The organism is Halobacillus halophilus (genome assembly GCF_020171985.1).
In the GTDB taxonomy this organism is placed as follows: Bacteria; Bacillota; Bacilli; order Bacillales; family Halobacillaceae; genus Halobacillus; species Halobacillus halophilus_A.
In genome coordinates this window covers 794,444-815,785 of record NZ_JAIVAL010000001.1, presented here as the reverse complement: position 1 = coordinate 815,785, position 21,342 = coordinate 794,444, and the positions used below count along the sequence as shown (strand labels likewise).

General features: G+C 40.4%; 20 protein-coding genes, 1 pseudogene and 1 other annotated feature. All 21 genes and pseudogenes read left to right on the top strand.

Features of this window, described 5'->3' with window-relative positions; genetic code table 11:
- Positions 1–29 precede the first annotated feature (29 nt).
- The 21 genes and pseudogenes from icd to rplT all read left to right on the top strand — a co-directional run bounded on the left by icd (position 30) and on the right by rplT (position 21,324).
- Positions 30–1,304, top strand: coding sequence for an NADP-dependent isocitrate dehydrogenase (gene icd / locus LCM11_RS04225; protein WP_224892983.1), 1,275 nt, complete (start codon positions 30–32; stop codon positions 1,302–1,304).
- Positions 1,305–1,331: 27 nt separating this feature from the next.
- Positions 1,332–2,270 carry a malate dehydrogenase gene (gene mdh, locus LCM11_RS04220; protein ID WP_224892982.1) on the top strand — a complete coding sequence of 313 codons (939 nt, stop codon included), beginning with the start codon at positions 1,332–1,334 and terminating at the stop codon, positions 2,268–2,270.
- A gap of 77 nt (positions 2,271–2,347) precedes the next feature.
- Positions 2,348–2,824, top strand: coding sequence for a MaoC family dehydratase (locus LCM11_RS04215; RefSeq protein WP_224892981.1), 477 nt, complete (start codon positions 2,348–2,350; stop codon positions 2,822–2,824).
- 102 nt (positions 2,825–2,926) lie between these two features.
- A pseudogene (locus LCM11_RS04210) lies at positions 2,927–3,583 on the top strand (RNA-guided endonuclease TnpB family protein); the annotation flags it as partial.
- A 280-nt stretch (positions 3,584–3,863) separates the two neighbouring features.
- Positions 3,864–4,559, top strand: a complete 696-nt coding sequence (locus LCM11_RS04205) for a response regulator transcription factor (RefSeq protein WP_224892980.1) — start codon at positions 3,864–3,866, stop codon at positions 4,557–4,559.
- Positions 4,560–6,308, top strand: coding sequence for a two-component system histidine kinase PnpS (gene pnpS / locus LCM11_RS04200; RefSeq protein ID WP_224892979.1), 1,749 nt, complete (start codon positions 4,560–4,562; stop codon positions 6,306–6,308).
- Between the two features lie 238 nt (positions 6,309–6,546).
- Positions 6,547–9,192, top strand: coding sequence for a DNA polymerase I (gene polA / locus LCM11_RS04195; protein WP_224892978.1), 2,646 nt, complete (start codon positions 6,547–6,549; stop codon positions 9,190–9,192).
- 17 nt (positions 9,193–9,209) lie between these two features.
- A complete protein-coding gene (gene mutM / locus LCM11_RS04190) occupies positions 9,210–10,046 on the top strand; it encodes a DNA-formamidopyrimidine glycosylase (protein ID WP_224892977.1) in 837 nt (278 codons plus the stop codon).
- Between the two features lie 44 nt (positions 10,047–10,090).
- Positions 10,091–10,690, top strand: coding sequence for a manganese efflux pump (locus LCM11_RS04185; protein WP_224892976.1), 600 nt, complete (start codon positions 10,091–10,093; stop codon positions 10,688–10,690).
- Positions 10,691–10,702: 12 nt separating this feature from the next.
- Positions 10,703–11,302, top strand: a complete 600-nt coding sequence (gene coaE, locus LCM11_RS04180; protein WP_224892975.1) for a dephospho-CoA kinase — start codon at positions 10,703–10,705, stop codon at positions 11,300–11,302.
- Positions 11,303–11,468: 166 nt separating this feature from the next.
- Complete coding sequence (locus LCM11_RS04175; protein WP_224892974.1) at positions 11,469–12,503, top strand: glyceraldehyde-3-phosphate dehydrogenase; 1,035 nt, start codon at positions 11,469–11,471, stop codon at positions 12,501–12,503.
- 279 nt (positions 12,504–12,782) lie between these two features.
- A complete protein-coding gene (gene speD / locus LCM11_RS04170) occupies positions 12,783–13,160 on the top strand; it encodes an adenosylmethionine decarboxylase (RefSeq protein ID WP_014643982.1) in 378 nt (125 codons plus the stop codon).
- A 175-nt stretch (positions 13,161–13,335) separates the two neighbouring features.
- Positions 13,336–13,710: a cytosolic protein gene (locus LCM11_RS04165; protein ID WP_224892973.1), complete on the top strand. Its 375-nt coding sequence runs from the start codon at positions 13,336–13,338 to the stop codon at positions 13,708–13,710.
- A gap of 40 nt (positions 13,711–13,750) precedes the next feature.
- Complete coding sequence (nrdR, locus tag LCM11_RS04160; RefSeq protein WP_224892972.1) at positions 13,751–14,215, top strand: transcriptional regulator NrdR; 465 nt, start codon at positions 13,751–13,753, stop codon at positions 14,213–14,215.
- Positions 14,216–14,264: 49 nt separating this feature from the next.
- Positions 14,265–15,614 (top strand): replication initiation and membrane attachment family protein, encoded by a 1,350-nt coding sequence (locus LCM11_RS20490; protein WP_224892971.1) that lies wholly within the window; start codon positions 14,265–14,267, stop codon positions 15,612–15,614.
- A 21-nt stretch (positions 15,615–15,635) separates the two neighbouring features.
- On the top strand, positions 15,636–16,568 hold the full coding sequence (gene dnaI, locus LCM11_RS04150; protein ID WP_089752323.1) for a primosomal protein DnaI: 933 nt from the start codon (positions 15,636–15,638) through the stop codon (positions 16,566–16,568).
- A gap of 170 nt (positions 16,569–16,738) precedes the next feature.
- Positions 16,739–17,560: a putative sporulation protein YtxC gene (gene ytxC / locus LCM11_RS04145; protein ID WP_224892970.1), complete on the top strand. Its 822-nt coding sequence runs from the start codon at positions 16,739–16,741 to the stop codon at positions 17,558–17,560.
- Between the two features lie 318 nt (positions 17,561–17,878).
- Positions 17,879–19,825: a threonine--tRNA ligase gene (gene thrS / locus LCM11_RS04140; RefSeq protein ID WP_224892969.1), complete on the top strand. Its 1,947-nt coding sequence runs from the start codon at positions 17,879–17,881 to the stop codon at positions 19,823–19,825.
- A gap of 176 nt (positions 19,826–20,001) precedes the next feature.
- Positions 20,002–20,126 (top strand) — a sequence feature (ribosomal protein L20 leader region).
- A 77-nt stretch (positions 20,127–20,203) separates the two neighbouring features.
- A complete protein-coding gene (infC, locus tag LCM11_RS04135; RefSeq protein ID WP_089752320.1) occupies positions 20,204–20,707 on the top strand; it encodes a translation initiation factor IF-3 in 504 nt (167 codons plus the stop codon).
- A 32-nt stretch (positions 20,708–20,739) separates the two neighbouring features.
- Complete coding sequence (rpmI, locus tag LCM11_RS04130) at positions 20,740–20,937, top strand: 50S ribosomal protein L35 (RefSeq protein WP_014643973.1); 198 nt, start codon at positions 20,740–20,742, stop codon at positions 20,935–20,937.
- Positions 20,938–20,967: 30 nt separating this feature from the next.
- Positions 20,968–21,324 carry a 50S ribosomal protein L20 gene (gene rplT / locus LCM11_RS04125; protein ID WP_224892968.1) on the top strand — a complete coding sequence of 119 codons (357 nt, stop codon included), beginning with the start codon at positions 20,968–20,970 and terminating at the stop codon, positions 21,322–21,324.
- Positions 21,325–21,342 lie beyond the last annotated feature (18 nt).

Sequence of the window (21,342 nt, the reverse complement as noted above, 5' to 3'; positions counted from 1 at the left end):
TTTATGAAATAAATTTAGGAGGGTATATTTTGACACAATCTGAGAAAATCACAGTAGAACAAAACGGAGAATTGAACGTACCTAATCGTCCAATCATCCCTTATATTGAAGGTGACGGTATTGGGCCTGATATTTGGGCAGCTGCCAGCCGTGTAATCGAAGCTGCAGTGGATAAAGCCTATAATGGAGAAAAATCTATTGAGTGGAAAGAAGTATATGCTGGTCAGAAATCTTATGATAAAAGCGGAGAGTGGCTTCCTGATGCTACCCTGGATACCATCCGCGATTATAAAATTGCGATTAAGGGACCTCTTACGACTCCAATAGGCGGTGGAATCCGTTCACTTAACGTTGCTCTACGTCAAGAGCTTGATCTATTCACCTGCCTGCGTCCAGTACGTTATGTAGAAGGTGTACCATCTCCTGTTAAACGTCCGGAAGACACAGACATGGTAATCTTCCGTGAGAACACTGAAGATATTTATGCAGGAATCGAATGGCAAAAAGGCACTCCTGAAGTTAAAAAAGTTATAGATTTTCTACAAAATGAAATGGGTGTACATAATATCCGTTTCCCAGAAACTTCTGGAATCGGTATTAAGCCGGTTTCTGAAGAGGGTACGAAACGACTAGTTCGTGCATCTATTGATTATGCATTGAATGAAGGTCGTAAAAACGTAACACTAGTTCATAAAGGAAATATCATGAAATTCACCGAAGGTTCCTTTAAGGCATGGGGTTACGAAGTGGCTGAAGAAGAATATGGTGATAAAGTATTCACGTGGCTGGAATATGACCGAATCGTTGAAAAAGATGGAAAAGAAGCAGCTAATAAAGCACAGGATGCTGCAGAAGCAGAAGGTAAAATCATCGTGAAAGATGCGATTGCAGACATTTTCCTACAACAGATTTTAACTCGTCCGAAAGAGTTTGATGTAGTCGCTACTATGAACCTTAACGGGGACTATGTTTCAGATGCGCTTGCAGCTCAGGTTGGCGGAATAGGAATTGCACCTGGTGCTAACATTAACTTTGAAACAGGCCATGCTATTTTTGAAGCTACACATGGTACAGCACCTAAATATGCAGGTATGGATAAAGTAAATCCATCCTCAGTAATTCTGTCTGGTGTACTTATGCTTGAGCACCTTGGTTGGAGAGAAGCGGCAGACTTAATTTCTCAATCCATGGATAAAACCATCGGGAGCAAAGTGGTAACGTATGACTTTGCACGAATGATGGATGGTGCTAAAGAAGTGAAGTGCTCTCAGTTCGGTGACGAACTAATTAAGAATATGGACTAATCACTGATTAAAAAGGAGCTGGGTAATATGGCTATTCGCAGAAATAAAATATCCGTGATCGGTGCCGGCTTTACGGGTGCGACTACTGCACTTATGGCAGCCCAGAAAGAATTGGGAGACGTTGTACTAGTCGATGTCCCTGATATGGAAGATCCTACTAAGGGGAAAGCTTTAGATATGTTAGAAGCGAGTCCTGTACAAGGGTTTGATGCCAAAGTAAAAGGAACTTCTAATTATGAAGACACCAAAGGCTCTGATCTGGTGATTATTACAGCGGGAATTGCTCGAAAGCCTGGCATGAGCCGCGATGATCTTGTTGCGACGAACTCAAAAATTATGAAAAGTGTAACAAAAGAGATCGTGAAGCATTCTCCGGACTGCTATATTATTGTATTAACTAATCCGGTTGATGCGATGACGTACTCTGTATTTCAGGAAGCAGGACTGCCGAAGAACCGTGTTATTGGTCAATCTGGAGTCCTGGATACTTCGCGCTTCCGCACCTTTGTAGCGGAAGAACTGAATGTTTCCATAAAAGATGTCACTGGTTTTGTCCTGGGTGGTCATGGTGACGACATGGTCCCATTAACTCGCTATTCTTTTGCGGGCGGCATTCCGCTTGAAAGATTAATTTCTAAAGAGCGCCTTGATGCGATAGTGGAACGTACAAGAAAGGGAGGCGGAGAGATTGTAGGTCTGCTTGGTAACGGCAGCGCCTACTACGCGCCTGCTGCTTCTCTTGTACAAATGGCGGAGGCGATCTTAAAAGACCAGCGCCGTATATTGCCAGCTATTGCATATTTAGAAGGCGAATATGGATACGACGGCATTTATCTAGGAGTTCCTACCATCCTTGGTGGAAATGGAATTGAAGAAGTCATCGAGCTCGAATTAACGGAAGATGAAAAGCAGCAGCTTGATCAATCAGCAGACTCTGTTAAAAATGTGTTAAATGTATTAAAATAAGAGTGAAAAGGATTCGGGGTTATCCTCGAATCCTTTTTTACACAACTAACAGAAAACGCTTTCAAAGAGGTGGTTTAATGTTAAGTAAAAAGAGAAAATTAGGAAAGAAGATGAACGACTTACAAGTGGGCGATGTATTCACAACTTCTTCAACAGTTGAAGATCGTGATCTACTTATGTATTTAGGACTTACAGATGATGCGAATCCTCTGTATATTCAGCACGACTATGCCTCGCAGACTCCATTTAAACGTCCTATTGTGCCCACGGTTATGGTGTTTGGTATGGTTTCTTCCATAATATCCATGCACCTTCCTGGACCAGGCAGTCATATTGTTTCTCAGGAAATCGCATATCCGAAACCTGTTTACCACTATGCTGAAGTTCGCTTTAGAGCTGAGGTTTCATCTGTGAATAAAGACAAGCACCTTGTTACGATCCAAGTCACTGGCTATGATGAGGAGGGAGATGAAGTAGTTCAGGGAACATTAGAAGTCAAGCCGCCATATGAACCCAATTCAATGAATGCTCACTCTCTTGAAAACTTTTATTAAAGTTGTTTTGAGGCCTTACTGAGAGGCCTCTTTATCATTCATCAGCAGAAGACTCCCTCTTCAACTGCCGTGTCGAAGACCGTTGGTAAGGGGGAGATGAATGCCGGAAAATATTCTGTATCGATTCTAGTTAAAACAGATATTCAGGAACTTCCTAAATCCAACGCTTATGTTGGCCTTGATCTCGGATTGAAAGACTTCGCTGTGCTCTCGAATGGCACCACCTATCAAAACCCACGATACCTACGTAAGACCGAAAAGAAACTAGCCAAAGCTCAACGTATCCATTCCCGAAGGGAAGAGGGATCTTAGAATTGGCATAAGCAACGTATTAAAGTAGCTAGACTTCACGAGAAGATAGCGAACCCCCGTAAAGATTATCTGCATAAGATTTCTACCGAAATCATCAAAAACCACGATGTGATCGGGGTAGAAAATCTCCACATTTCCAATATGCTCAAAAACCGAATATGATCCAAATCGATTCGTGATGTGAGCTGGTCGATGTTCACCTCTATGCTCGAATACAAAGCCGAATGATACGGAAAACCATTGGTACTCGTATCAAAAGTTTTTGCGAGTTCTCAGCTGTGTTCCAAGTGCGGATACCAAAACAATGAGGTAAAGAATCTCGCTGTTCGAACGTGGAACTACCCGAATTGTGGCTCCCGCCACGACCGCGATCTAAAGGCGAGTTTCAATATATTGAAGGAAATTAAAAGAATCCATCCAACCGTCGGTGCGACGGGGCTAGCCTAATCATTTGAACGAACCGTTAGGTTCGTGCTCTTAGGAATCCCCCAACTTCAAGGAGTGTCAGCGAGTAAGTGGAGGTAGTTCAATGTGCGAAACACAAAAGGATGTACTTCTATTTTAAGAGTATCATCGTGTATGGATAAAAAAGCTTAAGGGACGTAAGAATAACTAAATTAAGCAAATGAATGATTTATTAAGTTTAAGTAAAAATTATTAACATCCATATCCAAATTGTAAAGTTCATTGTATTATGAAATTAACTTGTAGGTTGGGGTGATGAGAAGTGGATCAGAAGATTTTGATTGTTGACGATGAAGAATCCATCGTAACGTTACTGAAATATAATATAGAACAGGCCGGTTTTGAGACAGAAGTTGCTTATACAGGTACAGATGCTTTAGAAAAAGCCTCTGTTACTTCTTTCGATTTAATTGTACTGGACGTTATGCTGCCAGGGATGGATGGAATGGAAGTGTGTAAGAAGCTTCGTCAAATGCAGGTAGATACACCCATTTTAATGCTTACTGCAAAAGATGATGAATTTGATAAAGTTCTTGGTTTAGAATTAGGTGCTGATGATTATTTAACTAAACCGTTTAGTCCAAGAGAAGTTGTAGCCAGGATTAAAGCTATCTTACGCAGGATGCTACGTGAACCGGCAGAAGTCGATGAGACTCACATAAAAATTGCTGGATTATCTATTTATCCAGAACAATATGAAGCGACGATTAATGAAGAACCTCTGACTTTTACGCCAAAAGAATTTGAACTTCTTCTTTACTTAGCTAATAACCTTGGACGTGTCCTTTCAAGAGATCAACTACTCCGGGCTGTCTGGAATTATGATTTTGCTGGTGATACAAGGATTGTAGATGTACATGTAAGTCATTTACGAGAAAAGATAGAACCTGAGACTAAAAAACCCGTCTATATTAAAACTATTCGTGGACTTGGATATAAAATGGAGGAGCCAAAATAGATGTCATCTAATACGAGACCATTAATTACCTACACAATTTTAGTTGTTATTGTGATGGTGGGTCTTGGAATTCTTTTGGCTCAGCTCACACGAACCTATTTCATCAATATATTTGAAGACCGTGTAGCCGTTGAGAGTCAGTACTTTTCTACTTATCTTGAGAGATATGCGCAGGATAAGGATATTAGTCAGGAAGAACTCTTTAATTTCAGTGAACAACTGAACACAGGTATGGTGTTTGAATCTGACAATGGTGAAATACTAGTGGATACTGTCGAAGTGATTCCCATCATATCGGAAGATGAAAAACAGAGAGTCTTAAATAGCAGCGATAACAGCGGCTCGCAAGAGGGTAAATTGATCGGAGATTTGTTTTACTATAAAACGAATATAGAAGTGAATAATACAGATGGAACGTTAACTCTTCTTTCCCCCGTTAAGTCGCTTACTAATATTACAAAGAATATTTGGCTGTTAATAGGAGTCACTTTATTCCTGGGTCTCCTGGTGATATTTGTTATAGGATTTAATGTGTTTTCTAAATATATCCGTCCGATTCGTTCAGCCGCCAACGTGGCCACTGAGCTTGCAAAAGGGAATTACAAGGCCCGGACGTATGAGGGGCACTTCGGGGAAGCGGGGCAACTCAGCCGCTCCATTAATATTTTAGCTAGAAACCTTCAGGAGATGACCAGTACTCAGGGGATGCAGGAAAATCAGCTCGAAGCTGTTATTAACAATATGGGTAACGGGCTTGTTCTGATTGATGAAAAAGGATATATTCTTTTGGTAAACCGCGCCTTTTTGGAAACGTTTAAAGGAGATCCATCTGAGTATATCAGTTATTTATACCATGATGCCATACCTTATACAGCCATACACGAAACTGTAAAGAAGATCTATATGTTTGAGGAAACCGTTAGTGAAACGTTTGTTTTGCCGGTGAAAATAGATCGTAAACACCTGGAAGTGACGGGAGCACCTATCTTTAGTGAAGATCGTAAGTGGAAAGGTGTTGTACTGGTTTTTCATGATATAACAGAACTTAAACAATTAGAGCAAATGAGAAAAGACTTTGTAGCCAACGTGTCTCATGAGTTGAAAACTCCAATTACTTCTATAAGGGGTTTTTCTGAAACGCTTTTAGATGGAGCGATGAAAGATGAGGCTATGCTCGAACAGTTCCTGCAGATCATTCTAAAAGAAAGCGGGAGGCTTCAATCGCTTATACAAGACCTTCTGGAACTTTCTAAGTTAGAAAGGGAAGATTTTAATCTAAGTATTGAGCAAGTAGATATTCAACAGCTGCTATCCGATCTTCTTCCTATAGTTCAACAGCATGCTGATCAAAAAGAAGTTCATCTAACCACTGAGGTAGAAGGCAACACCATTATTGAAGGAGATTCCAGTCGATTAAAACAAGTCTTCATGAATTTATTGACCAACGCGATTAATTACACCAAAGTAGATGGAAATGTGTCGTTGACTTTTAAAGAATTTGACAATCGAGTGTTAGTCTCCGTAGCAGATAATGGTGTAGGGATCCCTGAGGAAGAGGTTTCCCGCATTTTTGAACGGTTTTACCGCGTGGACAAAGCGAGGAGCAGGAATTCAGGAGGTACGGGACTGGGTCTTGCTATTGTAAAGCACATTGTCGAAGCTCACCACGGAAATGTCCACGTAGATAGTGTGGTAGATGAAGGCACAACCTTTCATGTGGAAATTCCTAAGCAATTTACACAATCTTAACAATTGTTTAAATGTACATTCATATTTCTTTGATAGGATTACTATGAAACCCTTTCATCCAAGGTGTTTTCTCTTTTAGGCAGAAGCTTCCCTCGCTTCTGCCTCTTTTTTGTTCCACAAGTTCTTTAAAAGTTGAACCATTCTATAAATTGTGAGTATAACGGCTGTCTTTTTTTCTTCTCAGTACCAAACATGGTAGAATGAACAAAAAGACGTTTATTATTGAAGGAGTGAGTTCATGGCTGAAAAGGTTGTATTAATTGATGGAAACAGCATAGCCTATCGTGCATTTTTTGCATTGCCTCTATTAAATAACGATAAAGGTGTATATACAAACGCGGTATATGGCTTTACTACGATGCTATTGAAGATATTAGAGGAAGATCAGCCGGACCATTTACTAGTGGCGTTCGACGCTGGAAAAACAACGTTCAGGCACGAAACGTATAGTGAATATAAGGGCGGACGGCAGAAGACTCCTCCTGAATTATCCGAACAGTTTCCAGTTCTAAAGGAACTCCTTGATGCTTTCGGTGCTAAGTATTATCAGCTAAATCAATATGAAGCTGATGATATTATTGGTACAATCGCTCATCAAGCCGGACAGGATGGATATGAAGTGAAAGTAATTTCCGGGGATAAAGACTTACTACAACTGGTGACGGATCGGGTAAGTGTGAGCCTGACGAAGAAGGGGATTACAAATGTGGATACATACGATCCTTCTTTTATGGAAGAAAAAATGGGGGTTCGTCCTGACCAGATTATCGATTTGAAAGCACTCATGGGAGATAGTTCTGATAATATTCCAGGTGTTCCCGGCGTAGGGGAGAAAACAGCTGTAAAACTGCTCAAGCAATTCGATACCATTGACCAGCTCTATGATAATCTCGACCAGGTTAGTGGTAAAAAATTAAAAGAGAAGCTGGAAAATCATAAAGAAGATGCGTACATGAGCCGCAAGCTTGTCACGATTGAGAGAGAGGCTCCTATAGAAATAGAATTAAAAGATTTAGGTTATGAAGGCTATCAATCCACTCAGGTCAGCCACCTGTTCAAAGACCTGGGTTTTCAATCATTATTGTCAAGAGTGCAAGAAGGCGGTACAGAGGACGAAAGTGGAGCGGCTGAACCTTTTCCAGATATTAAAGTGGAAGTTGTAGAAGATTTAGAAGACGACATGTTTACCGGGAAGGAAGCATTAGTTGTTGAGATGCTTTACGACAACTACCACCAGGCCGAAGTTGAAGGAATTGCAATTGTTAATGAATCGAATAAGTATGTGATTTCGATGAACAACGCAAAAAATTCAACAGGTTTTAAGAAATGGGCCGAAGATGGTGAAAAAGAAAAATGGGTGTTTGATGCTAAACGTACAGTCGTAGCTCTTATGCGTCATGGTGTAAATATTAAAGGTATTCAATTTGATCTCTTATTAGCTTCTTATCTAATTAATCCAGCGGAAAACCATCATGACATTCCAGCTATCAGTCATCGGATGGGAGAAAGCAAAGTTAAATATGACGAAGAGGTTTATGGAAAAGGCGCTAAAGTGAAGCGTCCTGAAGATGATGAAGTCTTTTATGAACATATTAGCAGGAAAGCAGACATGGTCTATAAACTTAAAGACACAGTAGAAAATGAATTGAAAAATAAAGAACAGTACAATTTGTATATGGATTTAGAGATGCCTCTTGCTTTAATTCTAGGGAGAATGGAGCATAGAGGAGTACGTGTAGACCAAGAACGTTTAGAGGAAATGGGAGCTGAATTGGAAAGCAGACTTAGTGCAATAGAGAAAGATATTTTTGAGCTTGCCGGAGAATCTTTCAATTTGAACTCTCCAAAACAACTCGGTCCTATATTGTTCGAAAAGCTGAACTTGCCAGTTATTAAGAAAACGAAGACCGGGTATTCGACCTCTGCTGATGTACTTGAACAATTAGAAGACCAGCATGAAATTATTTCCAAAATTCTAATGTATCGTCAGTTGGGTAAACTGAAGTCCACTTACATTGAAGGACTGCTTAAGGTGATTAACGAGGATACTCATAAGATCCATACACGTTTTAATCAAGCTTTAACTCAAACCGGACGTTTAAGTTCAACTGAACCAAATCTCCAAAATATCCCGATTCGATTAGAGGAAGGACGCAAAATTCGTCAGGCTTTTATTCCTTCAAAAGAAAATTGGGTTATTTTTGCCAGTGACTATTCCCAAATTGAACTTCGTGTACTCGCGCACATTGCACAAGATGAGAAACTCATTGAGGCTTTCCGCGAAGGGCAGGACATTCACACACAGACAGCAAGTGAAGTGTTTGGTGTTGCCAAAGAAGACGTTACGAGTGAAATGAGGAGACAGGCTAAAGCAGTAAACTTTGGAATTGTTTATGGAATTAGTGATTACGGATTATCCCAAAGCCTTGATATTCCGCGTAAAGAGGCTCAAGCATTCATTGATAAGTACCTGGAGAGCTATCCGGGGGTTAAAACCTATATGGAAGAGACAGTTCAGGAAGCAAAACAGGTCGGTTACGTTACCACCTTCATGAATAGAAGGAGGTATCTTCCTGAGCTGACCAGCCGTAATTTTAACCGTCGTAATGCGGCAGAGCGTACGGCTATGAACACTCCCATTCAGGGAAGTGCTGCTGACGTGATCAAAAAAGCGATGATTGATCTTGAACAACGGCTAGCAGAAGAAAAGCTGGAGGCTAAGATGCTGTTACAAGTACATGATGAATTGATATTAGAAGCACCGAGAGAAGAAGTGGAACAGTTGAAAGAAGTGGTTGCATCAGTAATGGAACAAACTGTAGAACTAGACGTTCCGTTGAAAGTAGATTATTCCTATGGATCTACCTGGTATGATGCAAAGTAAGTGAGGAGAATGACACCATGCCTGAACTTCCAGAAGTCGAAACAGTTAGACAAACTTTAAAAACCTTAATTTTAAATAAAACCATAGATGATGTTTCAGTGTATTGGGGAAATATTATTAAGAATCCAAAAGATCCTGATGAGTTCAAGCGCCTGCTTAAGAATCAATCCTTTCTGGATATTGAACGTAAAGGGAAATTTATGATCTTTCACCTGGAGGATTTGGTCCTTGTCTCCCATCTTCGGATGGAGGGGAAATTTGGATTGTATGATGCAGGGGTGGAAAAGCCCAAGCACACCCACGTCGTATTTCATTTTACAGACGGTACAGAATTAAGATATGACGATGTACGTAAGTTTGGCACGATGCACGTGTTTCCAAAAGGAGAAGAAAGGGGTCAGAAACCTCTAAATCAATTAGGGCCTGACCCTTTTGACAAAGAATTTACACTTGATTATTTTTTTCATAAATTACAAAAAACATCTCGAAACATCAAGACGGTGCTTTTAGATCAGTCCATTGTAGCTGGACTTGGAAATATTTATGTGGACGAAGCTTTATACAGAGCCCGTATCCACCCAGAACGATTGGCCAACCAGCTTCTAAAAGAGGAAGCGGATCGAGTTAGAAAGTCAAGTGTGCAGATCATAGAAGAAGCTATCAGTCTGGGCGGAAGCACAATAAGATCCTATCTAAACAGTCAGGGGAAAGTTGGAAGCTTTCAGCAGAATTTGAGGGTTTATGGAAAACAGGATACCATTTGTAAAGAGTGCGGTGATTTAATAATAAAAACGAAGGTTAGCGGAAGAGGTACTCATATTTGTCCAACTTGCCAATCGTATCAAAATTTTTAGACTCCCATATACTATTTACACCTTAGCGAACAGGGGTGGAATAGATGGGGATGACGACGTTCACTTTTTTATTTGTTATTGCACTTAGTATAGACAGTTTTGGAATAGGATGCGTTTTGGGGATGAAAAAGATCAGTCTTTCACTTAGAGGTATAGTAACGATTGCCTTTTTATCAGGTGCAGGATTCATGCTCTCATCTTACATGGGTGCGCTTATATTGCCGATTGTTCATCCTGATTATGCGGAGAGACTGGGGGCACTGGCCCTAATCGGAATTGGATTGTATTTCTTATATCAATACTTTCGTAAACCTGATCATAGTCAGAAGAAAGAGCCGTGGTCCCAGCCTGCCCGTGTACTTAACAATCCTGTAGCTGCGGATGTTGATCAGTCCGGCGGTATTAAAGGTAAAGAAGTATGGCTGTTGGGAGCCGCTCTATCACTTGATACACTTGGCGCCGGCATTAGCGGATCTTTTATGGGTGTAGAACCCTTTGTAACAGCTTTATGGATTTCGATCATTACTTTTTTTATGCTATATGCTGGGATTTTGAGCGGAGCCAAATTAAGTGAAAAAGCAGAAAGCGTTTCGATTGTACCTGCTGTATTACTAATTACAATAGGGATAATGAAATTAACTTAAGGAGGTTACAGTTTGACGGTTGTTATTGGATTGACGGGAAGTATTGCCAGTGGTAAAAGTACGGTTTCTCAAATGTTTTCAAAGTTTAACATTCCCGTTGTGGATGCTGATCAACTTTCCAGAAAAGTTGTGGAACCCGGTGAGCCTGCCTACAATAAAATTGTCGAGGCTTTTGGTTTTCAAATTCTTCAGGAAGACAGGACGATTGACCGAAAGCGTCTTGGGAAGATTATTTTTTCGGATGAAGAAAAGAGACAGCAATTAAACTCTATTGTTCATCCGCAAGTGAGACAGGAAATGCTGGAGGAAAGAGATGCATATAAGGCTGACGGCTATCCAGCTGTAGTACTTGATATCCCTTTACTTTTTGAGAGTAGACTCACCAGTTATGTGGACCGGGTAATGGTTGTCTACGTAGATGAAGAAACACAATTGAAGCGGCTGATGGAAAGGGATCAATCTGAGCGTGAAGAAGCCGAAGAAAGAATCCAGTCACAATTATCGATCGCGGAAAAAGCAAAAATGGCAGATGCTGTAATTGATAATAATGGATCTATAGAGGAAAGTTTTCAACAATTAAAAGACATACTTCATCAGTGGAACATCGTATAGTAACACGTCAGAACTTTTTAGTTTTGGCGTGTTTCTTATTATTAGATTTTGTGTGTAGCCTACTTTTAAAAAAAATCTTGGTTTAACTGAAAAAGCGCTTACAATATGTTATACTAATTCTGAAAAATCGATTTAAAAGTATATCATATATATAGGGGGCTGGAGCATGGGGAAAACAAAGATCGCTATTAATGGCTTAGGCAGAATTGGGAGAATGGTTTTTAGAAAAGCTGCAGCAGATGATTCAATTGAACTGGTAGCAGTAAATGCCAGTTATCCTCCTGAAACTATAGCTCATATGTTGAAATATGATAGTGTACATGGTCGTTTCGATGGAGAAATTAGAGCGGTAGCAGATGGTTTAGAAGTGAATGGGAAAAAAATAGTGATGTGTTCCACTCGTGATCCACTGGAGTTGCCCTGGGATCGTCTCGGAGTCGACATTGTTATAGAAGCTACAGGTAAGTTCCGAACTAAAGATGAAGCTTCTTTGCATATTGAAGCAGGTGCAAAGAAAGTAATTATCACAGCTCCTGGTAAGCAAGTTGATGCAACGATCGTTATGGGAGTAAATGAAGAATCCTATCTCCCGAAGCAGCACCATGTGATTTCCAATGCTTCATGCACGACTAACTGTCTCGCTCCAGTAGTAAAAGTTTTGGAAGATGAATTTGGAATAGAAAATGGTCTGATGACCACCGTCCATTCTTTTACAAATGATCAAAAAAATTTAGATAACCCTCATAAAGATTTACGAAGAGCTCGTGGATGTACTCAATCTATCATACCCACTTCGACTGGGGCCGCCAGAGCTCTTGGAGAAGTTATTCCCAGTTTGAAAGGGAAATTAAATGGTATGGCTTTAAGAGTTCCTACACCAAACGTTTCCTTAGTGGATTTAGTCGTGGATCTAAAAAAAGATGTAACAGCTGAAGAAGTGAATCAATCGTTTTCCAATAAAGCTTCACGAGAGATGAAGGGGATAATAGAATATAACGAAGAACCGTTAGTATCTATTGATTATACAACTTCCCCTTCTTCCGCAATTATTGATGCTCTTTCTACTCAGGTAATGGAGAAGCGCAAAGTTAAAATATTAGCCTGGTACGATAATGAGTGGGGGTATTCCTGCCGTGTCGTTGATCTTGCGAAATATGTAGGAAATGTAATGAAGCAAGAAAAAGAAGCTCGTGTTTCTTAGTAGCCAATTAACCCATAAGTATCTTATAATAGGACCATCGTGTAAGGTATTATTTTACAGGCACTCTCCTTATTTAAGTTATGTAGAGAGAGTCACTGAAAAATAAATCTTGCAAAATGGGGGTATAACGTATATACTTCTTTTTGACCTTCTGAATTTCAATCCATTTCATCTCTACTCAAAGGGTTAGGACCTCTCAGGACTAACTTTCCCCCGTGGTAGTGCATGACTGTTTTTTAGAAGGAGAAGAAGTTAATGTACAAAAGGGGGATCCTAATTATGGATACAATGGGAAGACATGTAATTGCTGAACTATGGGATTGTAATGAAGGAAAATTGAATGATATGTCGTATATAGAACAAGTTTTTGTCGACGCCGCTTTAAAAGCAGGGGCAGAAGTAAGAGAAGTTGCTTTTCATAAATTCGCTCCTCACGGGGTTAGCGGAGTAGTCATTATTTCTGAATCCCATTTAACGATTCACAGCTTTCCAGAGCATGGGTATGCAAGTATAGATGTTTATACATGCGGAGATCGTATAGATCCTAATGTTGCAGCTCATTTTATTGTGGAAGCGCTAGAAGCAGGTCGAAATGAAACAGTGGAAGTTCCGAGAGGAATGGGTCCTGTGGAAGTTGAACAGTCACGAGCTTTATAAATGAACAGGTAAAAGCCACACAGAATATTCTGTGTGGCTTTTTTGAATCGGTGAGTGTCTTTCAAATTCGCATCCCACTCACCTGCTTACTCCCTTTTAGTTCCCATTTCTTATTTTGTTGAATCGTGTTAAAATATAGAAAGTCAATGTCGAATGGAATGAAGGGGTTAGGTAAGTGAAAGCATTTATATCCAGATATTTTAGTAATCATTCGGAAACCAGTGAGCAGCATAAAGATGAGAAGCTTGTTACCCATTACTACAATGCAAAGCATGAGGAACTTATTCGTGCAGTGGAGTCCCTGTTTCCCTCCCCTTCAGAAATTGTTGCCGTGTCTAAGGAGCGTGGGGAAGTCACAGTAAAGTATAAAGGGAAGAGGCGTGCATTTGTAGTGGCGACGATTATTATGGTACGTCCTTTTCGAATAGCTGTAGATTTTTCTGTAACAACGGATTCAGGGGGACCTGTGGATTTGGGATTTAGCCGTAATCTAATTGTTAATCTCTATGACAAATTGGATGGAAAATTTACAAGAGTAGATCCATCGTAAGGATGTCAATGAAATGAAGACTATGTGGAGTTGATCGAATTTGAAATGTCCGAATTGCCACTATAAAAGTACCAAAGTCCTTGATTCTAGACCAATTGAAGAAGGACAGTCGATTCGAAGAAGAAGAGAATGTGAGCAATGTGATTTCCGCTTTACTACTTTTGAACGTATTGAAGAAGTTCCGTTGATTGTGGTAAAGAAAGAAGGTACAAGGGAAGAGTTCAGCCGTGAAAAACTCATGCGTGGATTAATCAGGGCTTGCGAAAAACGTCCGGTGGCTGTTGAAGAATTAGAAAACGTGACCCTGGATATTGAGAAGGAATTAAGAAATCGCGGGGTTTCTGAAGTGCTGAGTAAAGATATTGGTGAAATGGTTATGGAACGTTTAGCCCATATCGATGAAGTTGCTTACGTTCGATTTGCCTCAGTTTACAGACAGTTTAAAGATATCAATGTATTTATAGATGAACTGAAAGATTTAATTAAACACGAGGATGGAGAATGAGCCTGACGTGGCTCATTTTCTATTTTAATGAAAGATCGGAGGTGTTGTTGTGAATCATTCTGTAGGAAAGCTTCTTCCGGTGGATGGGTTTCGATTATCTAAGTGCGGAGAACTTCCTGTAAGTGCTTATCGATCACTAACTCATCTTTACCAGCCGGTTATCGGTCAATTGGCTGTTTCTTTATATCAAGTATTAGTGTCCGAATACGACATGGCATCTTCTGGAGAAATCCAAACTCATCACACCTTGATGGCGTATTTGTCAGTTCCTTTAGATAAAATTTACGAAGCTAGAAAAAAGCTGGAGGCTATCGGTCTACTGCAAACATACCGTCTTTCAACAAGCGAGAAGCAGACGGAATACTTGTACAGACTTCATCCGCCTTTTGCGCCCGAAGGTTTTTTTCTTGATAATATGCTGGCTATGCTGCTGTATCATGAACTGGGCTCAGAAAAATATGAACAGCTCAAGAGGCGTCTTGTTAAGCAGGAATATGTTGTGGAGGGTCTTGAGGAAATCACCGCTACATTCGGAGAAGTTTTTCATTCCCAAACGATTGAAGCGGGAAGATCTGAAGCTAATGATAAGCAAACGGAAAGTTATTCCCGAAAGAGCGGAGGTCCTTTTCTAAAAGATGACTTTGTGGATTTTGAATGGCTGCATGATGCCCTAAAGAAACGAATGTATCCTAGCGACAAAATACTAACTGGAGCTAATAAGCGTTTGATTACCCAGCTGGCTTCTCTCTACAACTTAAGTTTATTGGATATCGAAAAAGCTGTTACCTGGGCAATTGATGAAAATCACCGCTTAGTAGCCGATGAGTTAAAAGCCGCTTGTCATGATTTTATGAAAGAAAAGCCTTCAAGTCGAAATTTCAGTCATATTGACCAAAGAGAAAAAGCCGTAGCTGGCTCGAGTAACTCAAAAAGTAAAGGGGATCAGTTTATCGATATGCTGGAGCAGATTTCCCCGCGTGAATTGCTTGAAGATCTTTCAGGCGGTAATAAAGCTTCCGATCAGGATTTGAAGTTGATTCGTGACGTTATGACAGAACAAGGACTTTCACCGGGAGTTATGAATGTACTCGTTCACTATGTAATGCTAAAGACCGATATGAAGTTATCCAAAGCCTATATGGAGAAAATCGCCGGTCACTGGACGCGAAAGAATGTGACTACTGTAAGACAAGCCATGAATTTAGCCAAAGCTGAACATCAGAAATACCAGCAGTGGGGCAATCAAAATCAATATAAACGGAAAAGTAAGCAGGATGAAGTTATACCCGCCTGGTTCAACCAGAAGGAAAAGAGTAATGCGCAGCCCCATCAGGATTCAGCTGTGAATACGGATGAGATCGCAGAAAGAATTAAAAGGCTGACGAATAAAGGAAACTGATAATAAGGTGTGAGAAGAGTCATGGAACCGATTCAAAGATCATTAAAGAAATGGATGCGCGATCATAAACAGTTCCAGGAACGAATGAATCGTATGAAAGAAGAGGTTGTCCAGTCTGAGGAAGTGTCGCAACTAATCAGAAATCATCCTTCTCTGACAGAAGATGCAGTAGAAAAACAGTTAATTAAATTATACGAATATCAATCTCAATCAAAAGACTGTGAGAAGTGTCCTTCACGGGAGGAGTGTATTAATATACTCCCGGGTTATGTTCCCCGAGCTGAAGTGGAAGGCAGCGAAGTTAAATTAGCTTATGACAAGTGCCGCCGTCAGAGGAAGGTAGAAGAACAGCAAAAGCAGAAGTCCCTTGTAAAAAGTTTACACATGCCAAGGGAAATTTTAGAAGCAAGTTTATCCAGGCTTGATCTAAAGGATCCGGACCGTGGCAGTGCGGTGGAAAAGACAGTTCGATATATTGAAAATTTAAATGAAGAGCTGCCAAGCAAGGGACTATACTTTCATGGACCTTTTGGAGTTGGTAAAACGTACTTTCTTGGAGCTATTGCCAATGAATTGAGCGATAAGAATATACCATCAATGATTATTTATATGCCTGAATTTGTACGAGAGATTAAGGCATCAATTAAAGATGATTCTATGAATGAGAAGATTGAAGCATTCAAAGAAACCCCTGTACTCATGCTTGACGATATTGGTGCAGAGTCTCAGTCTGCGTGGTTCAGAGATGAAGTGCTAGGTTCTATACTGCACTACCGCATGATGGAGCGTCTGCCGGTGTTCTTTACTTCAAATTATAGTCTTGCCGAACTGGAGAAAGTACTCATGCTTAGCAATCGTGGGGATGTAGAACAGGTGAAAGCGAAAAGAATTACAGAAAGAATAAAGCAGCTTAGCCAGGCGGTCAATGTAGACGGTCGCAACCGCCGAGAATAACCCCCCTCTAATTTTTAAGGAACTGTATCATGATTTATGAAATAGACACATAAATATAAGATGGAAAAGGACAAACTCATACTTGTTATATTTGTCCACATCATACTTTATATAGACGTGAAGCCACATGATACTGTTTGGAAGGAAGCCGGGAATTAGGGGGAATACTATTGTTTTGTGTACACTTTTCTAAACGGGCTGAGGCCGTTAGTTTTTTAAAAGCCGTCGATCATACACAGAGGCATTGGTATCTTAAAGAGTATAATAACCATTTTGCGCTATTGGGAGAAACAGGTTCCTCACTCGATTGGATGTATTATCAGGAAGCCGTTGAGGGACTTTTAAGCGTAATAAGAGAAAGGAAATGGCTGGGCTGGATAGAAGGTGTTTTAAAACACCGCTATTATTATGTGGACCAGGAGGAAGTCCAGCGGATCTTGGAGATTGCGCATGAATTCGAGGATAAGCCGCCAAAGAGCCTGAATCTGCCCGATGTAAATATGAAGTTAAGGACTGCTATTCAGAAGTATCTACGTGGAGACAGGAACGTGGATTTTGATGGATTGAGTGTTTATTGTTTAGAAGATCTTCACAGCATGGTAGTCGAATACACGGGCCTGTTGATTGATGAATATAAACAAGAAGAATCCTTTCAGTTGCTTTTGGATTCTTGGAGGTGCCGTGTACACCACAAGGATACAGGTATCCGACTATTACATCTGCTGGAAAATGGTTCGATTCACTATTATCATGATGAGGGGAATGCATTAAGTGAATCCGAGACTTTGCTTTACAGAAGGCAGTATCCTGACGACTCCATTAAAGATCTGCCGCTTCGCTGGAATATCACGCCAGCCCTTGTCCATGCTCCTGATGAGCTTATTATTTATTCAGATAAAACTAATGATTCAGAACTGGAATTATTGATGAGTATCTTTGAAGAGAAAGCCAGCTGGAAACCTCTATCTGAATTTCCTTTTGAAATCTCTTGATTTCCATCGGAATAATGGATATAATACCTACATATTTAAATAACCAGCTATGATAAGGACAACAATTCGAAATGACGCTTGATTAGAGAAGGGAGCCACCGGCTGAAAGCTCCTACTTGACGATTTCGATATTTACCACCTTTGAGCTTTGCTTACGAACCTTTTTAGTAGTGGGCAGCGTCTAATCCCCGTTAAGGATGAATGAAGCCGCATGGAATGCGGGAATTTTGGGTGGAACCACGAGTAATAACGCTCGTCCCTTAGCTGAAGAAGCTATGGGACGGGCGTTTTTTAGTACAGAAAAAAGGAGTGTTTATGATGGCCGATGTAATTAATATTAAATTTCCGGATGGAAACGTGAAAGAATATGAGCAAGGCACCACGGGTGAAGAAATTGCCCATTCCATCTCGCCAGGGTTAAAGAAACAGGCGCTCGCAGTTAAGTTGAATGAGGAGCCTTTTGATTTAAGACGTCCAATAGAAGAAGATGGGACGATTGAAATACTTACGTATAAAAACCCGGAAGGTTTAGAAGTGCTGAGACACTCTTCAGCTCACCTAATGGCTCAAGCTGTGAAGCGACTTTACGGGAATGTAAAACTGGGTGTAGGTCCCGTGATCGAAAATGGATTTTATTATGATATTGACATGGAAGAATCCATCACTCCAGAAGATCTTCCTAAAATCGAAAAAGAAATGCAGAAGATTGTAGATGAAAACCTCGAAGTAGAGCGAATTGAACTTTCCCGCGAGGAAGCTAAAGAGAAGTTCCGTCAAATTGGAGATGATCTGAAACTCGAATTAATAGATGATATTCCAGAGGGCGAGCAGGTTACGATTTATAAGCAAGGAGAGTTTTTCGATCTTTGCCGGGGAGTTCATGTTCCTCAGACCAGTAAAATTAAAATTTTCAAACTGCTCAGTATCTCAGGAGCATACTGGCGCGGAGATAGTGATAATAAAATGCTTCAGCGTATCTATGGTACAGCTTTTGAGAAGAAAGACCAGCTGGAAGAATATTTGCATCTATTAGAAGAAGCTAAAGAGCGCGATCATCGTAAGCTTGGGAAAGAGCTTGAAATATTTACAGTTAATCAAAAAGTTGGACAGGGACTGCCTATGTGGCTGCCAAAAGGAGCGACAATCAGACGTACGATTGAAAGATATATTGTGGATACAGAAGAACGTCTAGGTTACGATCATGTGTACACACCTGTTCTTGGCAGTGTTGATTTATATAAGACAAGTGGTCATTGGGATCACTATCAGGATGATATGTTCCCGGTCATGGAAATGGATAATGAAGACCTAGTACTTCGTCCCATGAACTGCCCGCACCATATGATGGTTTATAAAAACCAATTATACAGTTATCGTAATCTGCCGGTAAGGATTGCAGAGCTAGGAACTATGCATCGCCATGAAATGTCAGGAGCTCTAGCAGGTTTGCAGCGTGTTAGGGCCATGACTTTAAATGATGCCCATATATTTGCCCGTCCTGATCAATTGAAGGATGAGTTTAAGCGAGTTGTGCGACTTGTACAAGAGGTTTACCATGACTTTGGAATTAATGATTATTATTTCCGACTATCTTACCGCGATCCTGAGGACAAAGAAAAGTATGTGGATAATGATGAAATGTGGCATAAAGCCCAGGACATGCTGAAGGAAACAATGGAGGATATGAAGCTTGAATACGTGGAAGCTGAAGGCGAGGCCGCTTTTTACGGTCCGAAACTCGACGTTCAAGTGAAAACAGCACTTGGTAAGGATGAGACGTTATCGACGATTCAACTCGACTTCCATTTACCAGAGCGGTTCGATCTAACATACGTTGGAGAAGATGGAAATGACCACCGCCCTGTCGTTATTCATCGTGGCGTCGTATCAACTATGGAACGTTTTGTCGCTTTTCTAATAGAAGAATATAAGGGAGTCTTTCCTACATGGCTTGCGCCCGTTCAGGCGAAAATTATTCCTGTTTCAGCTGATGCTCACCTTGACTATGCTAAAGAGTTAGAAGATGAATTAAGACAGGCTGGTATTCGTGTTGAAGTAGATGAACGAAATGAGAAAATTGGCTATAAAATAAGAGAGGCACAAATTCAGAAAGTACCGTTCCAATTGGTTGTCGGCGATCGGGAAATAGAAGATAAAGCTGTTAATGTACGCAGATATGGAGAACAGGATTCAGCTACAAAATCAGTGGACAAATTTAAAGAAGAAATTAGAAATGAGATTGACCAGAAGCTGCTAAGGAAATAAGTGGTAAACACGGGGACGCGTCCCCGTGTTTATAAATCATAAGTTTACAATTCAGACCTTGATTTTTAATTCAGTATCCCTTAAGCTATTAAAAGTGTAGTTAAACGAACAAAAGACTTGTTGACATTACTCAATAGGCATGCTATTATTGTTTAGGTAACTTAATGAACGGATCTAGAGACAAGTAGAAGCACCCGCTTCTCACCTGATCGACGCTTTAAGCAGTTGGCAGGTTATTATTTCCTTTGTTTTCTTAGGAGACGTGTGGGTGCAGTATGTGTACCGACACTTTTTTTATGCTGAAAATTCTTGTCGATGACAGATCTAATAGAAGTTTTCTAAATATGTTGGAGGTGGCTCAATATTAGCAAGGATAACATGAATGTTAATGAGAAAATTCGTGCCCGTGAAGTTCGTCTAATCGATGTAAATGGTGAGCAGCTTGGAGTTAAATCCCGTAATGAAGCATTAGATATTGCAGCTAACGCAAATCTTGATCTAGTTATGGTAGCTCCTAACGCTAAGCCTCCGGTTTGCCGAGTGATGGACTACGGAAAGTATCGCTTTGAGCAGCAGAAGAAAGAAAAAGAAGCTCGCAAAAAGCAAACCATTATTAAGGTTAAAGAAATTCGCCTGAGTCCGAATATCGAAGAGCATGACTTCAATACGAAGCTTCGTAATGCTCGCAAATTCTTGAGTAAAGGCGATAAAGTGAAAGCATCTGTCCGTTTCCGCGGCCGTGCGATCACACACAAAGAACTTGGCCAGAATGTACTTGAGCGTGTAGCTGAAGAGTGCAAAGATATTGCCCAGGTTGAGACCAAGCCTAAAATGGAAGGTCGTAGTATGTTTCTAATGCTTGCTCCTCTAAACGAGAAGTAAGAAATTGTAAAAAGTAAAAGGAGGAAATTCACATGCCAAAAATGAAAACCCATAAAGGTTCTCAAAAACGTTTCAAAAAAACAGGTACAGGTAAAGTGAAACGTTCTCACGCTTTCACTAGCCACTTGTTCGCAAATAAATCTACAAAACAGAAGCGTAAACTTCGTAAAGACACACTAGTTTCTGCTGGAGACTACCGTCGTATCAAGCACATGCTTCCAAAAGACTAATAACAGAACGAATAAATAGGAGGGATTCCCATGCCACGAGTAAAAGGTGGAACAGTGACACGCAAGCGTCGTAATCGTGTCCTTAAACTAGCAAAAGGTTATTATGGTTCAAAACATGCTTTATTCAAACAAGCAAAACAACAAGTAATGAAATCAGGTCAGTATGCGTATCGTGACCGCCGTCAGAAAAAACGTGATTTCCGCAGACTATGGATCGCACGTATTAACGCGGCAGCACGTACAAATGACATTTCTTACAGCCGTCTTATGCACGGGTTAAAGCTTGCAGGTATTGAAGTAAACCGTAAGATGCTTGCTGATCTTGCTATTAGTGATGAGCAAGGATTCGCGAATCTTGCTGAGCAGGCTAAATCTGCACTTAAATAAAGACTTATAAGCGTAAAT

Excerpts from the sequence above, each read along its gene's own strand:
- mdh (WP_224892982.1), top strand. The coding sequence starts at position 1,332 with ATGGCTATTCGCAGAAATAAAATATCCGTGATCGGTGCCGGCTTTACG.
- LCM11_RS04215 (WP_224892981.1), top strand. The coding sequence starts at position 2,348 with ATGTTAAGTAAAAAGAGAAAATTAGGAAAGAAGATGAACGACTTACAA.
- pnpS (WP_224892979.1), top strand. The coding sequence starts at position 4,560 with ATGTCATCTAATACGAGACCATTAATTACCTACACAATTTTAGTTGTT.
- polA (WP_224892978.1), top strand. The coding sequence starts at position 6,547 with ATGGCTGAAAAGGTTGTATTAATTGATGGAAACAGCATAGCCTATCGT.
- mutM (WP_224892977.1), top strand. The coding sequence starts at position 9,210 with ATGCCTGAACTTCCAGAAGTCGAAACAGTTAGACAAACTTTAAAAACC.
- LCM11_RS04185 (WP_224892976.1), top strand. The coding sequence starts at position 10,091 with ATGGGGATGACGACGTTCACTTTTTTATTTGTTATTGCACTTAGTATA.
- LCM11_RS04175 (WP_224892974.1), top strand. The coding sequence starts at position 11,469 with ATGGGGAAAACAAAGATCGCTATTAATGGCTTAGGCAGAATTGGGAGA.
- speD (WP_014643982.1), top strand. The coding sequence starts at position 12,783 with ATGGATACAATGGGAAGACATGTAATTGCTGAACTATGGGATTGTAAT.
- dnaI (WP_089752323.1), top strand. The coding sequence starts at position 15,636 with ATGGAACCGATTCAAAGATCATTAAAGAAATGGATGCGCGATCATAAA.
- thrS (WP_224892969.1), top strand. The coding sequence starts at position 17,879 with ATGGCCGATGTAATTAATATTAAATTTCCGGATGGAAACGTGAAAGAA.
- infC (WP_089752320.1), top strand. The coding sequence starts at position 20,204 with ATGAATGTTAATGAGAAAATTCGTGCCCGTGAAGTTCGTCTAATCGAT.
- rpmI (WP_014643973.1), top strand. The coding sequence starts at position 20,740 with ATGCCAAAAATGAAAACCCATAAAGGTTCTCAAAAACGTTTCAAAAAA.
- rplT (WP_224892968.1), top strand. The coding sequence starts at position 20,968 with ATGCCACGAGTAAAAGGTGGAACAGTGACACGCAAGCGTCGTAATCGT.